Source organism: Sphingomonas sp. GW821-FHT10C01, from assembly GCF_059415525.1.
This window is the reverse complement of the sequence record NZ_JBWKNK010000001.1, coordinates 1262442-1277228: the sequence shown is the minus strand read 5'-3', so window position 1 is coordinate 1277228 and position 14787 is coordinate 1262442. Positions and strand designations below refer to the sequence as shown.

At 66.9% G+C, this 14787-nt stretch carries 16 protein-coding genes; 11 read left to right on the top strand and 5 right to left on the bottom strand.

Annotated elements, in window-relative coordinates; genetic code table 11:
- Nucleotides 1–4: 4 nt before the first annotated feature.
- On the top strand, nt 5–544 hold the full coding sequence (locus AC07M1_RS06220) for a shikimate kinase (RefSeq protein WP_495161694.1): 540 nt from the start codon (nt 5–7) through the stop codon (nt 542–544).
- Complete coding sequence (gene aroB / locus AC07M1_RS06215) at nt 541–1641, top strand: 3-dehydroquinate synthase (RefSeq protein ID WP_495161693.1); 1101 nt, start codon at nt 541–543, stop codon at nt 1639–1641. Before AC07M1_RS06220 ends, aroB begins: the two co-directional genes overlap by 4 nt.
- A 64-nt stretch (nt 1642–1705) precedes the next feature.
- Here aroB and dnaA read toward each other — a convergent pair whose 3' ends face one another.
- From dnaA to mutM, 3 genes are all read right to left on the bottom strand, one after another.
- Nucleotides 1706–3079, bottom strand: coding sequence for a chromosomal replication initiator protein DnaA (gene dnaA, locus AC07M1_RS06210; protein WP_495161692.1), 1374 nt, complete (start codon nt 3077–3079; stop codon nt 1706–1708).
- 451 nt (nt 3080–3530) lie between these two features.
- Nucleotides 3531–3794 carry a 30S ribosomal protein S20 gene (gene rpsT / locus AC07M1_RS06205; RefSeq protein ID WP_447728902.1) on the bottom strand — a complete coding sequence of 88 codons (264 nt, stop codon included), beginning with the start codon at nt 3792–3794 and terminating at the stop codon, nt 3531–3533.
- A 144-nt stretch (nt 3795–3938) separates the two neighbouring features.
- Complete coding sequence (gene mutM, locus AC07M1_RS06200) at nt 3939–4751, bottom strand: bifunctional DNA-formamidopyrimidine glycosylase/DNA-(apurinic or apyrimidinic site) lyase (protein WP_495161691.1); 813 nt, start codon at nt 4749–4751, stop codon at nt 3939–3941.
- Nucleotides 4752–4807: 56 nt separating this feature from the next.
- Between mutM and AC07M1_RS06195 the strand changes: the two genes are divergently transcribed.
- Genes AC07M1_RS06195 through AC07M1_RS06155 form a run of 9 tightly spaced genes read left to right on the top strand, consistent with a single transcriptional unit; the run spans nt 4808 to nt 12185 of the window.
- Nucleotides 4808–5539 (top strand): class I SAM-dependent methyltransferase, encoded by a 732-nt coding sequence (locus AC07M1_RS06195; RefSeq protein ID WP_495161690.1) that lies wholly within the window; start codon nt 4808–4810, stop codon nt 5537–5539.
- Nucleotides 5536–7068: a 2-polyprenylphenol 6-hydroxylase gene (gene ubiB, locus AC07M1_RS06190; protein ID WP_495161689.1), complete on the top strand. Its 1533-nt coding sequence runs from the start codon at nt 5536–5538 to the stop codon at nt 7066–7068. The genes AC07M1_RS06195 and ubiB overlap by 4 nt, the downstream gene beginning before the upstream one ends.
- Nucleotides 7069–7101: 33 nt before the next feature.
- Nucleotides 7102–8217, top strand: coding sequence for a hypothetical protein (locus AC07M1_RS06185; protein ID WP_495161688.1), 1116 nt, complete (start codon nt 7102–7104; stop codon nt 8215–8217).
- On the top strand, nt 8214–9389 hold the full coding sequence (gene coaBC / locus AC07M1_RS06180) for a bifunctional phosphopantothenoylcysteine decarboxylase/phosphopantothenate--cysteine ligase CoaBC (RefSeq protein WP_495161687.1): 1176 nt from the start codon (nt 8214–8216) through the stop codon (nt 9387–9389). Before AC07M1_RS06185 ends, coaBC begins: the two co-directional genes overlap by 4 nt.
- Complete coding sequence (locus tag AC07M1_RS06175; protein WP_495161686.1) at nt 9379–10206, top strand: alpha/beta hydrolase family protein; 828 nt, start codon at nt 9379–9381, stop codon at nt 10204–10206. The genes coaBC and AC07M1_RS06175 overlap by 11 nt, the downstream gene beginning before the upstream one ends.
- Nucleotides 10203–10652, top strand: coding sequence for a dUTP diphosphatase (gene dut, locus AC07M1_RS06170; protein ID WP_495161685.1), 450 nt, complete (start codon nt 10203–10205; stop codon nt 10650–10652). Before AC07M1_RS06175 ends, dut begins: the two co-directional genes overlap by 4 nt.
- Complete coding sequence (locus tag AC07M1_RS06165; protein WP_495161684.1) at nt 10652–11089, top strand: hypothetical protein; 438 nt, start codon at nt 10652–10654, stop codon at nt 11087–11089. The genes dut and AC07M1_RS06165 overlap by 1 nt, the downstream gene beginning before the upstream one ends.
- Nucleotides 11086–11838, top strand: a complete 753-nt coding sequence (locus AC07M1_RS06160; protein WP_495161683.1) for a HesA/MoeB/ThiF family protein — start codon at nt 11086–11088, stop codon at nt 11836–11838. The genes AC07M1_RS06165 and AC07M1_RS06160 overlap by 4 nt, the downstream gene beginning before the upstream one ends.
- Nucleotides 11817–12185, top strand: coding sequence for a peroxiredoxin (locus tag AC07M1_RS06155; RefSeq protein ID WP_495161682.1), 369 nt, complete (start codon nt 11817–11819; stop codon nt 12183–12185). The genes AC07M1_RS06160 and AC07M1_RS06155 overlap by 22 nt, the downstream gene beginning before the upstream one ends.
- Before the next feature lie 20 nt (nt 12186–12205).
- Here the strand turns inward: AC07M1_RS06155 and AC07M1_RS06150 are convergent, their stop codons facing one another.
- Together AC07M1_RS06150 and AC07M1_RS06145 are read right to left on the bottom strand one after the other, a co-directional pair.
- Complete coding sequence (locus AC07M1_RS06150) at nt 12206–13537, bottom strand: metal-dependent hydrolase family protein (protein WP_495161681.1); 1332 nt, start codon at nt 13535–13537, stop codon at nt 12206–12208.
- A gap of 54 nt (nt 13538–13591) precedes the next feature.
- Entirely contained in the window at nt 13592–14698 is a 1107-nt protein-coding gene (locus AC07M1_RS06145) for an alpha/beta fold hydrolase (protein WP_495161680.1), read from the bottom strand.
- Between the last annotated feature and the right edge of the window lie 89 nt (nt 14699–14787).

Here is a 14787-nt window from a genome sequence, read left to right as displayed (position 1 = left end):
GACCATGCTGCAAACCCACCCCGCCGATCCTTATGTGCCGACACGTCCGATCGTCCTGATCGGGCTGATGGGCGTGGGCAAGACCACGATCGGCCGTCGCCTTGCGCAGCGGCTGCATCTTCCCTTTGTCGATGCCGATGTGGAGATCGAATCGGCGGCGGGCATGACCATCGCCGAAATCTTCGAACGGTTCGGCGAAGCGCATTTCCGCGACGGCGAGCGGCGTGTGATCGCGCGCCTGGTGGACGGAACGCCCAAGGTGATCGCCACCGGCGGCGGCGCGTTCCTGAATGCCGAGACCCGCGCGCTGATCCTTGACCAGTCGACCGCGATCTGGCTGGACGCGCCCCCGCATGTCCTGGCCGAACGCGTCGCCAAACGCGATCACCGACCCCTGCTTCGTGGAAAGGATCCGTTGAAGGTGCTCACCGAACTCGCCGCCGTCCGCAACCCGGTCTATGCGCTCGCGCCATTCCATGTGGTGAGCAAGTCCGCGCCGCACGACGCGACGGTGACCGCGATCCTCGCGGCGCTGACACGATGAAAATCGTCCCCGTCGCGCTCGGCACGCGCAGCTATGAGGTGCGGATCGAGAGCGGGCTGCTCGGCCGCGCCGCCGAACAGCTGGAGCCCTTTGCCCGCAAGCGCCCGTTCGTGATTATCACCGACGCCAATGTCGCGCCGCATGGCGAACGGCTCGCCGCCGCGCTCCTGGCCGCCGGGCGGGCGAGCGAGACGATCATCCTTCCCCCTGGCGAGGGTACCAAGAGCTGGAGCCAGCTCGAAGCGCTGCTCGACCGTCTGCTCGACCTTGGTATCGAGCGCGGCGACCATGTCATCGCGCTTGGCGGAGGCGTGATCGGCGATCTGGTCGGGTTTGCCAGCGCGATCCTGAAGCGCGGCTGCAACTTCGTGCAGATTCCGACGACCTTGCTGGCGCAGGTCGACAGCTCGGTCGGCGGCAAGACCGCGATCAACAGCCGGGCGGGCAAGAATCTGGTCGGCGCCTTCCACCAGCCCTCGCTCGTGCTGATCGACCCCGATCTGCTCGACACCCTCCCGCTGCGCGAACAGCGCGCCGGCTATGCCGAAGTGGTGAAATACGGCCTGATCGACGATGCCGACTTCTTCACCTGGTGCGAGGCCAATGGCGGCGCGTTGCTGGCCGGCGATTCGGACGCCCGCGCCTACGCCATCGCGCATTCGGTGAGCGCGAAGGCGCGGATCGTCGCCGACGACGAGCGCGAGACCACCGGCCGCCGCGCGCTGCTCAATCTTGGCCATACCTTCGGCCATGCGCTGGAGGCCGAGACGGGCTTCTCGGACAAGCTGCTCCACGGCGAGGGTGTCGCGGCGGGCATGGCGCTCGCCTTCGCCTTCTCGGCACGACAGGGCCTGTGCCCACAGTCCGATTCCGAACGGGTCGCCGCGCACCTCAAGGCGAGCGGTCTGCCGCACGATCTCGCCAGCGCGGGCATCGCCGCCAGCGGCGCGCGGCTGGTCGAGCATATGCTGCACGACAAGAAGATGGACGCGGGAACGCTCCCCTTCCTGCTCGCGCGCGGGATCGGGGCGACCTATCTCGACAAGCAGGTCAACCTGGGCGAGGTCGCCGCGTTCCTCGACGAACTGCCCCGCTAGAAACAGCTGGGGGCGAAAGGTCCCTGACCTTCCGCCCCCGCCCCCATTCCGCTCTGCGGAGCGCCTATGCTTCCAGCTGGCGCATCAGGTTGCGCACGGCGGTATCGATCTCGCTGTCGGTGCCGCGCAGTTCCTCGATGCGACGGACGGCATGGATCACGGTCGAGTGATCGCGATTGCCGAACTTGCGGCCGATCTCGGGCAGCGAACGCGTGGTCAGGCGCTTGGCGAGGTACATCGCGATCTGGCGCGGACGCGCGATCGCGACGGCGCGACGCTGCGACACCAGGTCGAGTTGCTTGACGTCGAAGTGCGACGATACCGCCTTCTGGATCTCGTCGATCGTGATGCGGCGCTGGCTGCCGCGCAACGCCTCGCCCAGCACGCTCTCGGCGAACTCGATCGTCACCGTCTCCTCGTTGAGCTGCGCATAGGCGACGAGGCGGTTGAGCGCGCCTTCGAGCTCACGGACGCTGCTGCTGATCCGCGCGGCGAGCAGGTCGAGCACCTCCGAAGGCACCTGCGCTCCGGGCATATCCTCGAGCTTGCGACCCAGGATCGCGCGGCGAAGGCCGAGCTCGGCGGGCTTGATGTCGGCGGCGAGACCCGCGCCCAGGCGCGACGCCAGTCGCGCCTCGATGCCCTCTAGCGCCAGCGGACTGCGATCGGCGGCGATCACCAGCCTTTTGCCCTCGCGCATGAACTCGTCGACGGTGTGGAAGAATTCCTCCTGCGTCGATTCCTTGCCGGCGATGAACTGAAGATCGTCGATCATCAGCAGATCGACGCCGCGCAGCCGCGCCTTGAACGAGAACGTATCCTTCTCGCGCACCGCGCGGACGAATTCGAACATGAAGCGCTCGGCCGGCATGTAGATCGCGCTCGCGTCCGGGCATGCCTCAAGGAAGGCCTGGCCGATCGCGTGCATCAGGTGCGTCTTGCCCTGGCCGGTCGCGCTGTGAAGGTAGAGTGGGCTGAAACGCGGCTTGCCCGGCTCGGCCAACGCCTTGGCTGCGTTGAACGCGACCCGGTTCGACGTATCGACAACGAAACGCTCAAAGGTGAACCGCGAATCAAATCGCGGGCGCTCAGCCGACAGAGCGGGACGCGGAGCGATCGGCGCCGCGACGACAGGCGTGGCGGCAGCGGCAACCGGCGATTCGGCTTCGGGCGCAAGCTCCCGCGAATCGCGGGCGAGCGTCTCGATCGAAACCGTGCGGATGTCGGGCAGCTGCGAGCGGAACTCCATCAGCAGCCGTTCGGCGTAATGGCCCTTCACCCAGTTGGTCATGAACGGCGACGGCAGACCCAGGCGCACGGTTTCCGGGTCGCCCCCCTCGATCAGGACGATCGGCTTCAGCCACTGGTCGAACAACCGCTGTCCCGCAGAAAGTCGCAGATTTCCGCGCACGCGTGTCCAGGCCTTGGCTTGATCCATTCCTAACACGCCCCTTTGGTTACACGCCCGCGCACGGGCACAAGACTTCAAACGCGGAAAGCCCCCTTTCCGCACGTCGATTTCGTTCAGGCAAAAGCTACCCCCAGCCGGAATCGCATCCGCCCCGAGTTACGCCCTTCGCTGATTCCGCCTGCGAGAAACGCCGCGGCGGAGGGTCGTTTTAGGAGCCATTTTTCGAGTCGATCAAGAGGGCCGCATGTAAAGAATCTGAAATAAGTAGGCTTGACTCGTCCCACGCCCGGAAATCCGCGATTCAAGCTCTAAGCGCCTGGAATCACGCCCTGAATTCACAACGTTACAATGGCGTGACGACGCGACTCGCGCGTTTCCGCCGATTCGTCGGCGCGCGATTTCCAACCTGCTGAATACACACGAAAAACCCCGCCGGATCACTCCGGCAGGGCTTCTAAATCGCTGAAATCGCGTGAGTTCAGGCGAGCGCGGCGAGGCGCTTCGTCAGACGCGAAAACTTACGCGACGCGGTGTTCTTGTGCAGAACGCCCTTGGCCACGCCACGCGCCAGTTCCGGCTGCATCGCCTTCAGCGCGGTTTCCGCTGCCGACTTGTCGCCCGATTCGAGCGCGCTCTCTGCCTTCTTGACGAAGGTACGAATGCGGCTGACGCGTGCACCGTTGACTTCGGCGCGGGCGGCGTTGCGGCGGATGCGCTTCTTGGCTTGCGGCGTGTTCGCCATGAATGTTCGTTCCTGTTTTCGATGCGAAAAGAGGCGCGGAAATCACATCCCCACGCCGGGAAAGCGCGCCCCTTAGCCATTCGAGCGATTCGGGTCAACCTGGCTGACCAGATTCCGCACCGGTTCGCAAAGACGGAACGCGAATCAGCGCTGGCATTTCGGACACCAGAAAGTGGAACGCCCACCTTCGGTATAGCGCGCGACGGTGCCGCCGCATTCGCAGGGTTCACCCTCGCGCCCATAGACTTTGAACTGCTTCGAGAAATAGCCCAGTTCGCCATCGGGGCGCGCATAATCGCGCAGGGTCGATCCACCAGCCTCGATCGCCGATTCGAGTACGGCGCGGACTTCGGCGACCAGCCGCTCCAGCCTGGGCTTCGGGATCGAGCCGCCGCCGCTGCTGGGCGCGATGCGCGATTCGTACAGCGCCTCGCACACATAGATGTTGCCCAGCCCGGCGACGATTCGCTGATCGAGCAGCAACAGCTTGATCGACGCGATACGCCCCGCAAGGGCCTGGAATAGATGATTCGACGTGAAGTCCGGCCCCAGTGGCTCGGGACCGAGTGCCTTGAACGCGGGCCATGCATCGACCTCGGCCGTCGGCAACAGGTCGACCGAGCCGAAGCGTCGCGGATCGTTGAGCGCCAGTGTGCGCCCCTCCTCCGTCTCGAGAATCAGATGATCGTGCGCCAGTTCCTCGGTCGGGTCGATCCGCCAGCGCCCCGACATGCCCAGGTGGAAAATCATCGTGTCGCCGCGATCGGTGTCGATCAGGCCATATTTGGCGCGGCGTCCGAGCGAGGTGACGGTGGCGCCGGTGAGGCGCTGGCCCAGATCCTGTGGCATCGGACGCCTGAGGTCAGGCCGCCGCATCAGCACACGGCGGATACGCCGCCCCTCCAGTACGGGGGCAAGACCGCGCACGGTCGTCTCGACTTCGGGAAGCTCAGGCATTGGATTGAGCTATGTTGCGTTTGCTCCGTCCACAAGCCTTGGCTAGAGCGCACCGCATGACCGACACCGTCTCCTTCGGCTACGAAGATGTCGCCCCCGAGGACAAGACCCGCCGCGTCGGCGGGGTCTTCTCCAGCGTCGCCTCCAGCTACGACGTGATGAACGACGCCATGTCGGGCGGGCTTCACCGCATCTGGAAGGACGTGTTCGTCCGCCGGGTAAAGCCGCGCGAGGGCGAAGCGATTCTCGATATGGCCGGCGGCACCGGCGACATCGCCTTCCGCATGGCCGAATCGGGTGCGGCGGTGACCGTTGCCGACATCAACCCCGACATGCTCGCCGTCGGCATCGAACGCGCGGCGAAGCGCGGAATCGACGGTCTGGTGTGGAGCGAGGCGAACGCCGAAACGCTGCAATGGCCCGATCGCTTCTTCGACGCCTACACCATCGCCTTCGGCATCCGAAACGTCACCGACATCCCCAAGGCGCTGCGCGAGGCGCATCGTGTGCTGAAGCGCGGCGGTCGGTTCTTCGTGCTCGAATTCTCGACCACCGTCTGGCCGGGCTTTTCGGACGTCTATGATGCCTATTCGCACCATATCGTACCGAAGCTGGGCAAGTTGCTGGCGAATGACGAGGACAGCTATCGCTATCTGATCGAATCGATCCGTCGCTTCCCCGACATGCCGACCTTCGAGCGCATGATCAAAGAGGCCGGCTTCGTGCAGACCCGCGTCGAACCGATGCTGGGCGGCCTGGTGGCGATCCATAGCGGCTGGAAGATTTGACCGCTCCCGTCGTCCATCTGTGGCGCCTCCTGAAATGGGGCCGCACCCTGGCGCGCCATGGCGCGCTGCGGGGCATCGAGCGCGACCGCAACACGCCGCGTCCGGTGCGCCGCCTCGCCCGGCTCGCCCGCTTCGGCGCGCGCGTGCCCGAAACGCCGCGCTATGCCGACGCGCTGCAGGCCATCGGCCCCGCCGCGATCAAGCTGGGCCAGACGCTCGCCACGCGCGCCGACCTGATCGGTGAGGCCGCGACGCACGACCTGATTCGCCTGCAGGACGCGCTCCCGCCCGTCCCCTTCCCGGTGATCCGCGCCGCGATCGAGCGCAGCTTCGAACGCCCGATCGAGGACCTGTTCACCGCGATCGAGGAGGTGCCGATCGGCGCCGCTTCGATCGCGCAGGTCCATCGCGCAACCACCACCGACGGCCGCACGGTCGCGGTCAAGGTGCTGCGCCCGGGAATCGAAGCCGAGTTCGCCAAGGCGATCGAAACCTATGAATGGGCGGCCGCGCAGCTCGAGGCACAGGGCGGCGAGGTCGCGCGGCTGCGCCCGCGCCTCGTCATCGAGACGTTCAAGCGCTGGACCGCGCGCGAGCTCGACCTGCGCCGCGAGGCCGCCTCCGCCTCCGAACTTTCGGAGTCGATGGAGGCGGAGCCCGATTTCACCGTCCCCACGATCGACTGGCAGCGCACTACCGGCAAGGTGCTGACGCTGGAGTGGATCGACGGCATCAAACTGTCGAACCGCGACGCGATCGTCGCCGCGGGCTATGACACCGAGAAGCTCGCCAACACGCTGGTTCGCGCGTTCCTGCGCCAGGCGATCTCGGAAGGCTTCTTCCACGCCGACATGCACCAAGGGAATCTCTTCGCGCTCCCCGGCAACCATATCGCCGCGATCGATTTCGGTATCATGGGCCGAATCGACCGGCGCGCGCGCGTCTGGCTGGCCGAGATCCTCTATGGTCTGATCACCGGCAATTACCGCCGCGTGGCCGAGATCCATTTCGAGGCGGGCTATGTCCCCGCGCACCATAATGTCGCCGAGTTCGCCACCGCCCTTCGCGCCGTGGGCGAGCCGATGCGCGGCCTGCCCGTCAAGGACATGAGCGTCGGCATGATGCTCGACAGCCTGTTCAACATCACCCGCGACTTCGACATGCAGACCCAGCCGCATTTGCTGCTGCTGCAGAAGACGATGGTGATGGTGGAGGGGGTGGCGACACGGCTGCACCCCGACATCAATCTGTGGGATTCGGCCGCCCCGTTCGTGCGCGAATGGATCCGCACCGAACTGGGGCCGGAAGCCTTCATCGCCGACCGGCTGTCGGAGGATTTGAAGACCCTCGCCCGGCTGCCCAAGCTGATCCGCAACATCGAGCGGCATTTCCCCGATCCCGGCGGCGCCCCCCCGGCCCCGCCGCTCAAGGAGATCGAGGTGGTCCGGGTCGGCGGTGGCTGGCGTTACGTGGCGGTCGCGTTGCTCGCGGCGGGCGCCGGCATCGCCGCGACGCTGCTGATTACCTGACAGCATCGACCGGCTGCGATAGAAGCCAATTCGATGATCAGTCAAAAGCCGCTCTGGCTCATGCAGCCGTCTCGTTTCGCGCGCCTTTCGCAGACCCGCGCGCGCATTGCCGCGGCCTTGCTGGCGTTGCTACTGATCGGCTGCCTCGCGAGCCTTGCCGCCCCGGCGCCGCCGTCCGCCGGAGCGGACACCCAAAGCAGCGCCGACGACCAACGCGACATCATCCTGTACGAGGGCATCGTCGATGCCATTCGTCATGGCGGCACTTACTATCCGACGGCGGCCGAGGCGCTACGCCTTGGCGATTATCCGCTCCGCCCCTTCATTACGATGCGGATGCCGGCCCTGGCCGTGATCCAGGCGCATTTGCCGCATGCCGCCGTGCTGGCGCTGCTCTACGTGCTGGTCCTCGCTGTAGCGGCAGCCTGGTACATACGATTTCGCGATGCGCTGCCCGGCTGGCCCGCACGCGCGATCGCCATGGCATTGCTCGCGGGCGGGCTCATGGCCTTTGTGCAAGCCGACCTCTGGGCCTTCCATGAGCTTTGGGCCGGCCTGCTGATCGCCCTTTCGCTGGCATTGCGGCGCCCCGGAAGGTGGATCGAAGCAGCAGCCATCGGCCTGGTCGCAGTCCTGATCCGGGAAACCGCGGCATTGTATCTCGTTGTGATGGCCGCCACCGCCTGGTTCGAGCGGGAACGGCGCGAAGCGCTCGGCTGGGGCGTCGTGCTCGCCATTCTCGCGATCGCGCTGATGGCCCATGCCTTTGCCGTCGCGCGCGTGGTGAGTCCGCTGGATCCCGCTTCGCCCGGCTGGACGGGCATGTTGGGCATCGGCTTCTTCGTCAACGCGATCAGCGCCTCCACCGCGCTCTTGCTGGCGCCCGCTTGGCTTGCCGCGGTGCTTGCCGGCCTTTGCCTGTTCGGCTGGGCGGCTTGGCGCGACCCGCTGGCGCTGCGGGCGCTGCTCACCATCTGTCTCTATGCGGCAATGCTCGCCCTCTTTGCGCGGGCTGACACCTTTTATTGGGTGTTATTGATCGCGCCTGTCTTCCTTGTCGGGCTGGTGTTCGTGCCCGATGGGCTGCGCGACCTTGTGGCCCGCGCCCTCGACAGGCGAAGCGTGCGGGTGCACAGGATCACCCGATGAAGCGCATCCTATTGATCGTCGGCGGCGGGATCGCGGCCTACAAGGCATGCGAACTGGTTCGCCTCGCGCGCAAGGCCGGGATCCGGGTGACCTGCGTCCTCACCGCGGGCGGGCAGCATTTCGTGACGCCGATGACGCTGGCCGCACTGTCGGAGAACCAGGTGTTCACGACCCTGTGGGACCTCAAGGACGAGGCGGAGATGGGGCATATCCAGCTCAGCCGGAATGCCGATCTGGTCGTCGTCGCGCCCGCCACGGCGGACCTGATGGCGAAAATGGCGACGGGCATCGCCGACGACCTCGCCACCACGTTGTTGCTCGCCACCGACAAGCCGGTGCTGGCCGCGCCCGCGATGAACGTGCGGATGTGGCAACACGCCGCCACCCGGCGCAATGTCGCGCAGCTCCGCGCCGACGGTGTTACGGTGATGGAGCCCGATGAAGGCCCGATGGCGTGCGGCGAATTCGGTCCCGGTCGCCTGCCCGAACCGGCGGCGATCCTGAACGCGATTCTGGCGGCGCTGGCGCCTGCCTCCGGGCCGCTGGCGGGCAAGCATGTGCTGGTTACCGCCGGGCCGACGCACGAGCCAATCGATCCCGTCCGCTACATCGCTAATAGATCCTCTGGGAAGCAAGGCTTCGAAATCGCAGGGGCGCTCGCCGAGCTGGGCGCGCGCGTTACCCTGGTGGCGGGGCCGGTGACGCTTGCCACGCCGCGCGGGGTCGATCGTGTCGATGTCGAGACTGCGCGCGAGATGGCCGAAGCGGTCGATGCGGCTCTCCCCGCCGACGCGGCGGTGATGGTCGCCGCCGTCGCCGACTGGCGCAGCACCGATGCGGCCGACCAGAAGATCAAGAAGGGCCCGGACACGCCGACGCTCAGCCTGACCGAGAACCCGGACATCCTCGCGACGCTGGGCCATGGCGACCGCCGGCCGAGACTGGTGGTGGGGTTTGCCGCTGAAACGGAACGGGTGATCGAGCACGCCACCGGGAAACGAACTCGCAAGGGCGCAGACTGGATTGTCGCCAACGACGTTTCCGGCGATGTGATGGGCGGAGATGCGAACACCGTCCACCTCGTCACCGCCGAGCGCACCGAAAGCTGGGAACGACTGTCCAAGCAGGACGTCGCGCGCCGCCTCGCGCAGCGGATCGCCGATGCGCTCTAACCTAGCCCGCGCCGGACTGCTGCTTGTCCCGATCCTGCTCGCGGCATGCAGCGCGAGCAAGATGGGTGCCGCCCCCGATGCGCCACCCCCCGCACCACCGCTGTTCACCGAGCCGCTGGGTGACGCGAAGCGCGACGCCGAAACGCTGTTCGTCATCGTCCATGGCGACGGCAAGGGCGGCACCTCGGTCGATATCAGGCCCTTCGGCCAGGCGCTCGCGACAGCCGAACCCGGGAGTGCGGTCGTCCGGCTGTTGCGTCCGGGCTTTGCCGATGGCGCCGGCAATCAGTCGTCCGGCGTGCAGGGCGACGGCAATGGCGACAATTACACCAGCGATCGCATCACGACGGTCGCCGACACGATCGCAGCGCTCCGCCACCGCTATCGCCGCGCGCGCGTTGTCGCGATCGGCGAGGGTGGCGGAGCGGCGATCATCGCCAACTTGGCGGGCCTGCGCCCCGACCTGCTCGACGGCATGGTGCTCGTCTCCTGCCCCTGCGCGCTACCCGAATGGCGCCGCTACATGGCCGGACGCGAGAAGCCGCCCGAACCGTGGCGCACCAAGGTCGAGAGCCTCGACCCGCTTCAGACCGCGGGTGGCATCGCTCCCGATCTGCGCGCGGCACTGCTGAGTGGCGGCGACGACCAGAAGGTGCCGGCCCGATTCGCACGCGCCTACGCTGAAGCGCTGTCGCTGCGCGGCATCGCCACCGATTTCCGAATCCTGCCCGCGCGCGGGAGCAACATCCTCGACGATCCCCAGGTGATCGAGGCGGCGCGCCGCCTTGCCGCCGCCTTACCCCGGAAACCCGTATGACCGCCGCGCCGATCACCATCGAACTCGCCCGCCTGCCGCATGGCGCGGGCTTGGCTTTGCCCACCTATGCCACCGCGGGCGCCGCCGGCATGGACGTGGTCGCGGCGGAGGATCTGATCCTGGCGCCCGGTGCGCGTCATGCGGTCGCCACCGGCTTTGCGATCGCAATTCCGGAGGGTTACGAAGTGCAGGTGCGCCCGCGTTCGGGCCTCGCGCTCAAGCACGGCATCACCTGCCTCAACACCCCCGGCACGATCGACAGCGACTATCGCGGCGAGGTGAAGGTGATCCTTGCCAATCTGGGCGGCTATCCTTTCCCGATCGCGCGGGGCGATCGCATCGCGCAGTTGGTCGCTGCGCCCGTGCAGCGCGCGGTGTTCGCGGAGGTCGCCTCACTCGACGAGACGGCGCGCGGCATCGGCGGATTCGGGTCGACAGGACGCTGATGCCGGGAGGCTGGCTCCCCCTTCTGTTGCTTGCCGCCGTGGTGCAGGAAACCCCTGCGCACCCCCCCGCCGCGTCCGCGCCCGCTCCTGAACAGGGCGCCGGGATCGACTGGACCAAACTGCCCGATCTTCCCTATCGCCAGACGCCGCTGATGACCGCGCCGATGAATGCCTATGTCCAGGGGCAGGCGCGGGTGAACAAGTGCCGCCAGCGCCGGACGGTCGATGGCCGCCCGGCGATGCGGGTCGAGGTCGCGGTGCTGGTCCACCCCGAGGACGGGGTGCGCGCATCGATCCCCCGCACGATCGGCTGTCCTTCGGTCGAGCAATATGCCGCGGGCCTCGTTTCCAGCTTCGCGCGCAACAACCTGGCACCGCGCGCGGCGACCGCCGAGCAATGGTATCGGGCGACCGTCACCTTTATCTGGAATCCATGAACCTCTCCGACCAAGAGCTGGAACGCTACGCCCGCCATATCATCCTCAAGGAAATCGGCGGCGCGGGGCAGATGCGGCTCAAGGGCGCGCGGGTGGCGGTGATCGGCGCGGGCGGGATCGGATCGCCGGCGCTTCAGTATCTGGCGGCGGCGGGGATCGGGCGGCTTACAGTGATCGACGACGACCGGGTCGATCTGTCCAACCTTCAACGCCAGACGTTGTTCGCCACCGACGATGCGGGGACGCGCAAATGCGATGCCGCCGTCGCGGCACTGCGCCGCCTCAATCCGCATATCGAAGTGACCCCGCATCCGGTGCGGATCGATGCCGCCAATGCCGCCGATCTGCTTGCCGGACATGACGCGATCCTCGACGGCACCGACAATTTCGAAACCCGCCTGCTGGTCGCCGATGCGGCGTTGCGCCACCGCGTGCCGCTGATCAGCGCGGCGGTCGGCGAGTTCGAGGGCCAGCTGGCCGTGTTTCGCGGCTGGGAAGCGGACAAGCCTTGCTATCGCTGTTTCGTGGGCGCCGATCCCGAGCGCCCCGGCATCAACTGCGCCGAGCAGGGCGTGATCGGCGCGCTGACCGGGCTGATGGGCAGCCTCGCCGCGTTGGAAGTGATCCGCGCGATCACCCCGTTCGGAGAGGACAGCGCGGGCAAACTGCTGATCGCCGACACGTTGGCGTTGCGCTTCCGCACGCTGACCTTGCCCAAGGATCCTGGATGCCCGGCATGCGCGGCCTGACGATCATCGCCGCGACCGCCGATATCGAACGGTTCCGCGCGGCGCTGTCGCTCGCCTGCGCGCATGTGGCGGTGGGTGGAGACGCTCGCCTCTATTGCCATGAAGCAGCAGTGGCGTTGCTGCTCCCGGGAAGCGATCCCGATGATGCAGCCCTTGCCATCAAGGGGCTGGCGACGCGCGCGCAGCTTCTTGCCGAGGCACTGGACAGCGGCGTCACGCTGATCGCCTGCCAGACCGGGCTTGCTGCGGCGGGCATTGCCTTCGACACGCTCGCGCCCGGCATCGAACCCGGCGGCCTCGTCTCGTTGCTTGCCGAATTGGGTGAAGACCGGCTGGTTACACTCTAGGCGCAACCAGCCGCTCGGCCTTACTCCGGGAAGCTCTGCCGCTTGCCACCAGCCTTGTGGACGACGCCGTGGCGCATGACGAAGTCGACCTTCTCCATCCGCGCAACATCCTCGATCGGGCTGCCCGCGACCGCGATGATGTCGGCATCCTTGCCGGGTTCGATCGTCCCGATCGACGCGGAGCGGCCAAGCGCCTCGGCGGCATTGACGGTCGCGGCCTTGAGCGCCTGCGCCGGCGCCATCCCCGCCTTCACCATCATCGAGAATTCGCGGGCATTGTCGCCGTGCTTCGACACGCCGCTGTCGGTGCCGAACGCGACCTTGACCCCTGCCGCGAACGCCTTGGCATGGCTCGCCACGGCCGCAGCGGCGGCTTCCTCCGCCTTGGGGATCGTCGCGGGCGGGAGCATGCCCGCGCGCGCCTGCTGAAGCGCGGCGGCGGGCGCCATCATCGTCGGGACCAGCCAGGTGCCGTTGGCCTTCATCGCCGCGATCGCCGCGTCGTCGAGGAAGGTGCCATGATCGATCGTGTCCACGCCAGCGGCGATCGCCGCCTTGGTCCCCGCCACGGCATGGCTGTGCGTCGCCACCTTGCGGCCAAGGCCATGCGCGGTATCGACGATCGCCTTCATCTCCTCCTCGGTCATCGCGCGGCCGAGGCCACCCGAGACGTTGGAGAGCACGCCGCCGGTGGACATGTACTTGATCACCTGCGCACCCAGCGCGACCTGCTGACGCACCGCGCGGCGGCAATCGTCGGCCCCGTCGCAGGTGTTGATCGTGTGCTGATGGACGGCGTCGGCAAAGGTTCCGGCGAGGCCGTTGGTGGGATCGCCATGACCGCCCGAGACCGAGATCGGGTTGCCCGCGTTGACGATCGTCGGCCCGGCGACCGTACCGCGCTCAATCCCCTCACGCAGCGCGCGCATGCCACGCGCATCGCCACCCAGATCGCGCACCGTGGTGAAGCCAGCCTCCAACGTCACCCGTGCATTGTCGATCGCGTACATCATGTTGTCGCCATCGTCGCGGTTGAGCGCGGTCAGCCGGTTGCGCATCGGATCGCCGCCAATGCCCCAGAAATGGACGTGCATGTCGACCAGTCCCGGCATCACGAACCGATCCTTGAGGTCGATCAGCTCCGCCCCCGCCTCGGGCGCGGCATAGCCGTCGCGTACCTCGGCCACCTTGCCGTCGCGCACCACGATGGTGCTGGGGCCGCGCGGCGCCTCGCCCGGCTTGGCAAGCAACGCGCCGGCATGGATGAACCTGACCTTCGCCGCCGGGACGGTCTGGGCGGCAAGCGGTGTGGCCGCAAGCAAGGCGGCGGTGGCAACGACGATGCGACGCATTTCAGAACTCCCCTTTGTTGCGCAGGAAACTAGCGGCACCCCCAAGCGCCGCCATCACTTTTTCGCGTCAGTCCTGGTCAGCGGAACGACATGATCGAGCAGCGCGGCGAAGGTGCGGCCCGATTCCTCGATCATCGGAAGATGCGCCGAATGCTCGAACCAGACGACCCGCTTGCTCGGCGCGGAAAGGCGGCTGGCCCAGTCCGCCGCAAGCTGCGAATCAGTGGTGCTATCGTGCCGGCCGAGGAACAGGATCACCGGCGTGTTGACCTTGCGCAGCTTGGTGAAGCTGACGTTGGCAAGCCGTGGCCACAGGGTGGTCACCGTAAACAGACTGCCGTCGATCCACGCCTTGCGATCGGCGGGGGTATATTCGGGAGAGAGGCGCGTCGAACGGTGGTAGAAATTCGCGTCGGCACGATAGGCCGCGAGCGAGCCGTAGCGGATCGCGTATTTGCGCCATTCGTCGGCCTGCTGGATCGTGAAGCGATCACCGTCGGGATAGGGGGCCAGCGCCTCCACCCCCTTGATCGCTTCGGTGTCGCCGCGCTTCTTCGCCTGCTCGATCGTCCAGGCCATGCCGGCGCGCTCATTCTTCTTCCAGTCGATCACCTGACCCATGCCGATATAGGCGTGGAGCAGGTCCGGGCGGCGTTCCGCCACGGCAAGCCCGACCGCGGTGCCCCAGCTATGGCCCAGCACCACCACCTTGCGCTTGCCATAGCGTTTGCGCAGTTGGTCGATCAGCTCGATCGCGTCATCGACATAGCGATCGAAGGTCAACGTCGGGGCGAGTGCGGCGGGGTCGTTGAGCGGATAGGACCGCCCCGCACCGCGCTGGTCCCATTGCACCATGGTGAAGTAATCCTCCCATGGCCGCTGGAACGTCCAGGCGATCGGCATCTCGACCGCGCCGGGACCACCATGGATGAACAGCATGATCGGATTGTCGCGATCGGCACCACGGACATTCACCACCTGGCGCGCACCGCCGAGCGTCAGCTCGAACGTTTCCTGCACGCCCTTGGGCGTCACGATCCGGCCGATATCCGCGATGACTTCCCGCCCCGGCGCATAGGGATCGGTGGGCTGGGTCGAGGTTTGGGCGGCGGCCGGAGATATGGCAAGCAACGGCAAAGTCAGCGAAATCATCCGGCGCATTCATCTCTCCCTGTTGATGGAACAAAGCTAGGATCGGTCCTCGCGTCCCGCAATCCGAAACGCCCTGTTTGCTGAACGAAACATGCAGC

What these genes read in the sequence shown, in the direction of transcription:
- AC07M1_RS06220 (WP_495161694.1), top strand. Translation starts at nt 5, where the DNA reads ATGCTGCAAACCCACCCCGCCGATCCTTATGTGCCGACACGTCCGATC.
- aroB (WP_495161693.1), top strand. Translation starts at nt 541, where the DNA reads ATGAAAATCGTCCCCGTCGCGCTCGGCACGCGCAGCTATGAGGTGCGG.
- dnaA (WP_495161692.1), bottom strand. Translation starts at nt 3,079, where the DNA reads ATGGATCAAGCCAAGGCCTGGACACGCGTGCGCGGAAATCTGCGACTT.
- rpsT (WP_447728902.1), bottom strand. Translation starts at nt 3,794, where the DNA reads ATGGCGAACACGCCGCAAGCCAAGAAGCGCATCCGCCGCAACGCCGCC.
- mutM (WP_495161691.1), bottom strand. Translation starts at nt 4,751, where the DNA reads ATGCCTGAGCTTCCCGAAGTCGAGACGACCGTGCGCGGTCTTGCCCCC.
- AC07M1_RS06195 (WP_495161690.1), top strand. Translation starts at nt 4,808, where the DNA reads ATGACCGACACCGTCTCCTTCGGCTACGAAGATGTCGCCCCCGAGGAC.
- AC07M1_RS06185 (WP_495161688.1), top strand. Translation starts at nt 7,102, where the DNA reads ATGATCAGTCAAAAGCCGCTCTGGCTCATGCAGCCGTCTCGTTTCGCG.
- coaBC (WP_495161687.1), top strand. Translation starts at nt 8,214, where the DNA reads ATGAAGCGCATCCTATTGATCGTCGGCGGCGGGATCGCGGCCTACAAG.
- AC07M1_RS06175 (WP_495161686.1), top strand. Translation starts at nt 9,379, where the DNA reads ATGCGCTCTAACCTAGCCCGCGCCGGACTGCTGCTTGTCCCGATCCTG.
- dut (WP_495161685.1), top strand. Translation starts at nt 10,203, where the DNA reads ATGACCGCCGCGCCGATCACCATCGAACTCGCCCGCCTGCCGCATGGC.
- AC07M1_RS06165 (WP_495161684.1), top strand. Translation starts at nt 10,652, where the DNA reads ATGCCGGGAGGCTGGCTCCCCCTTCTGTTGCTTGCCGCCGTGGTGCAG.
- AC07M1_RS06160 (WP_495161683.1), top strand. Translation starts at nt 11,086, where the DNA reads ATGAACCTCTCCGACCAAGAGCTGGAACGCTACGCCCGCCATATCATC.
- AC07M1_RS06155 (WP_495161682.1), top strand. Translation starts at nt 11,817, where the DNA reads ATGCCCGGCATGCGCGGCCTGACGATCATCGCCGCGACCGCCGATATC.
- AC07M1_RS06150 (WP_495161681.1), bottom strand. Translation starts at nt 13,537, where the DNA reads ATGCGTCGCATCGTCGTTGCCACCGCCGCCTTGCTTGCGGCCACACCG.
- AC07M1_RS06145 (WP_495161680.1), bottom strand. Translation starts at nt 14,698, where the DNA reads ATGCGCCGGATGATTTCGCTGACTTTGCCGTTGCTTGCCATATCTCCG.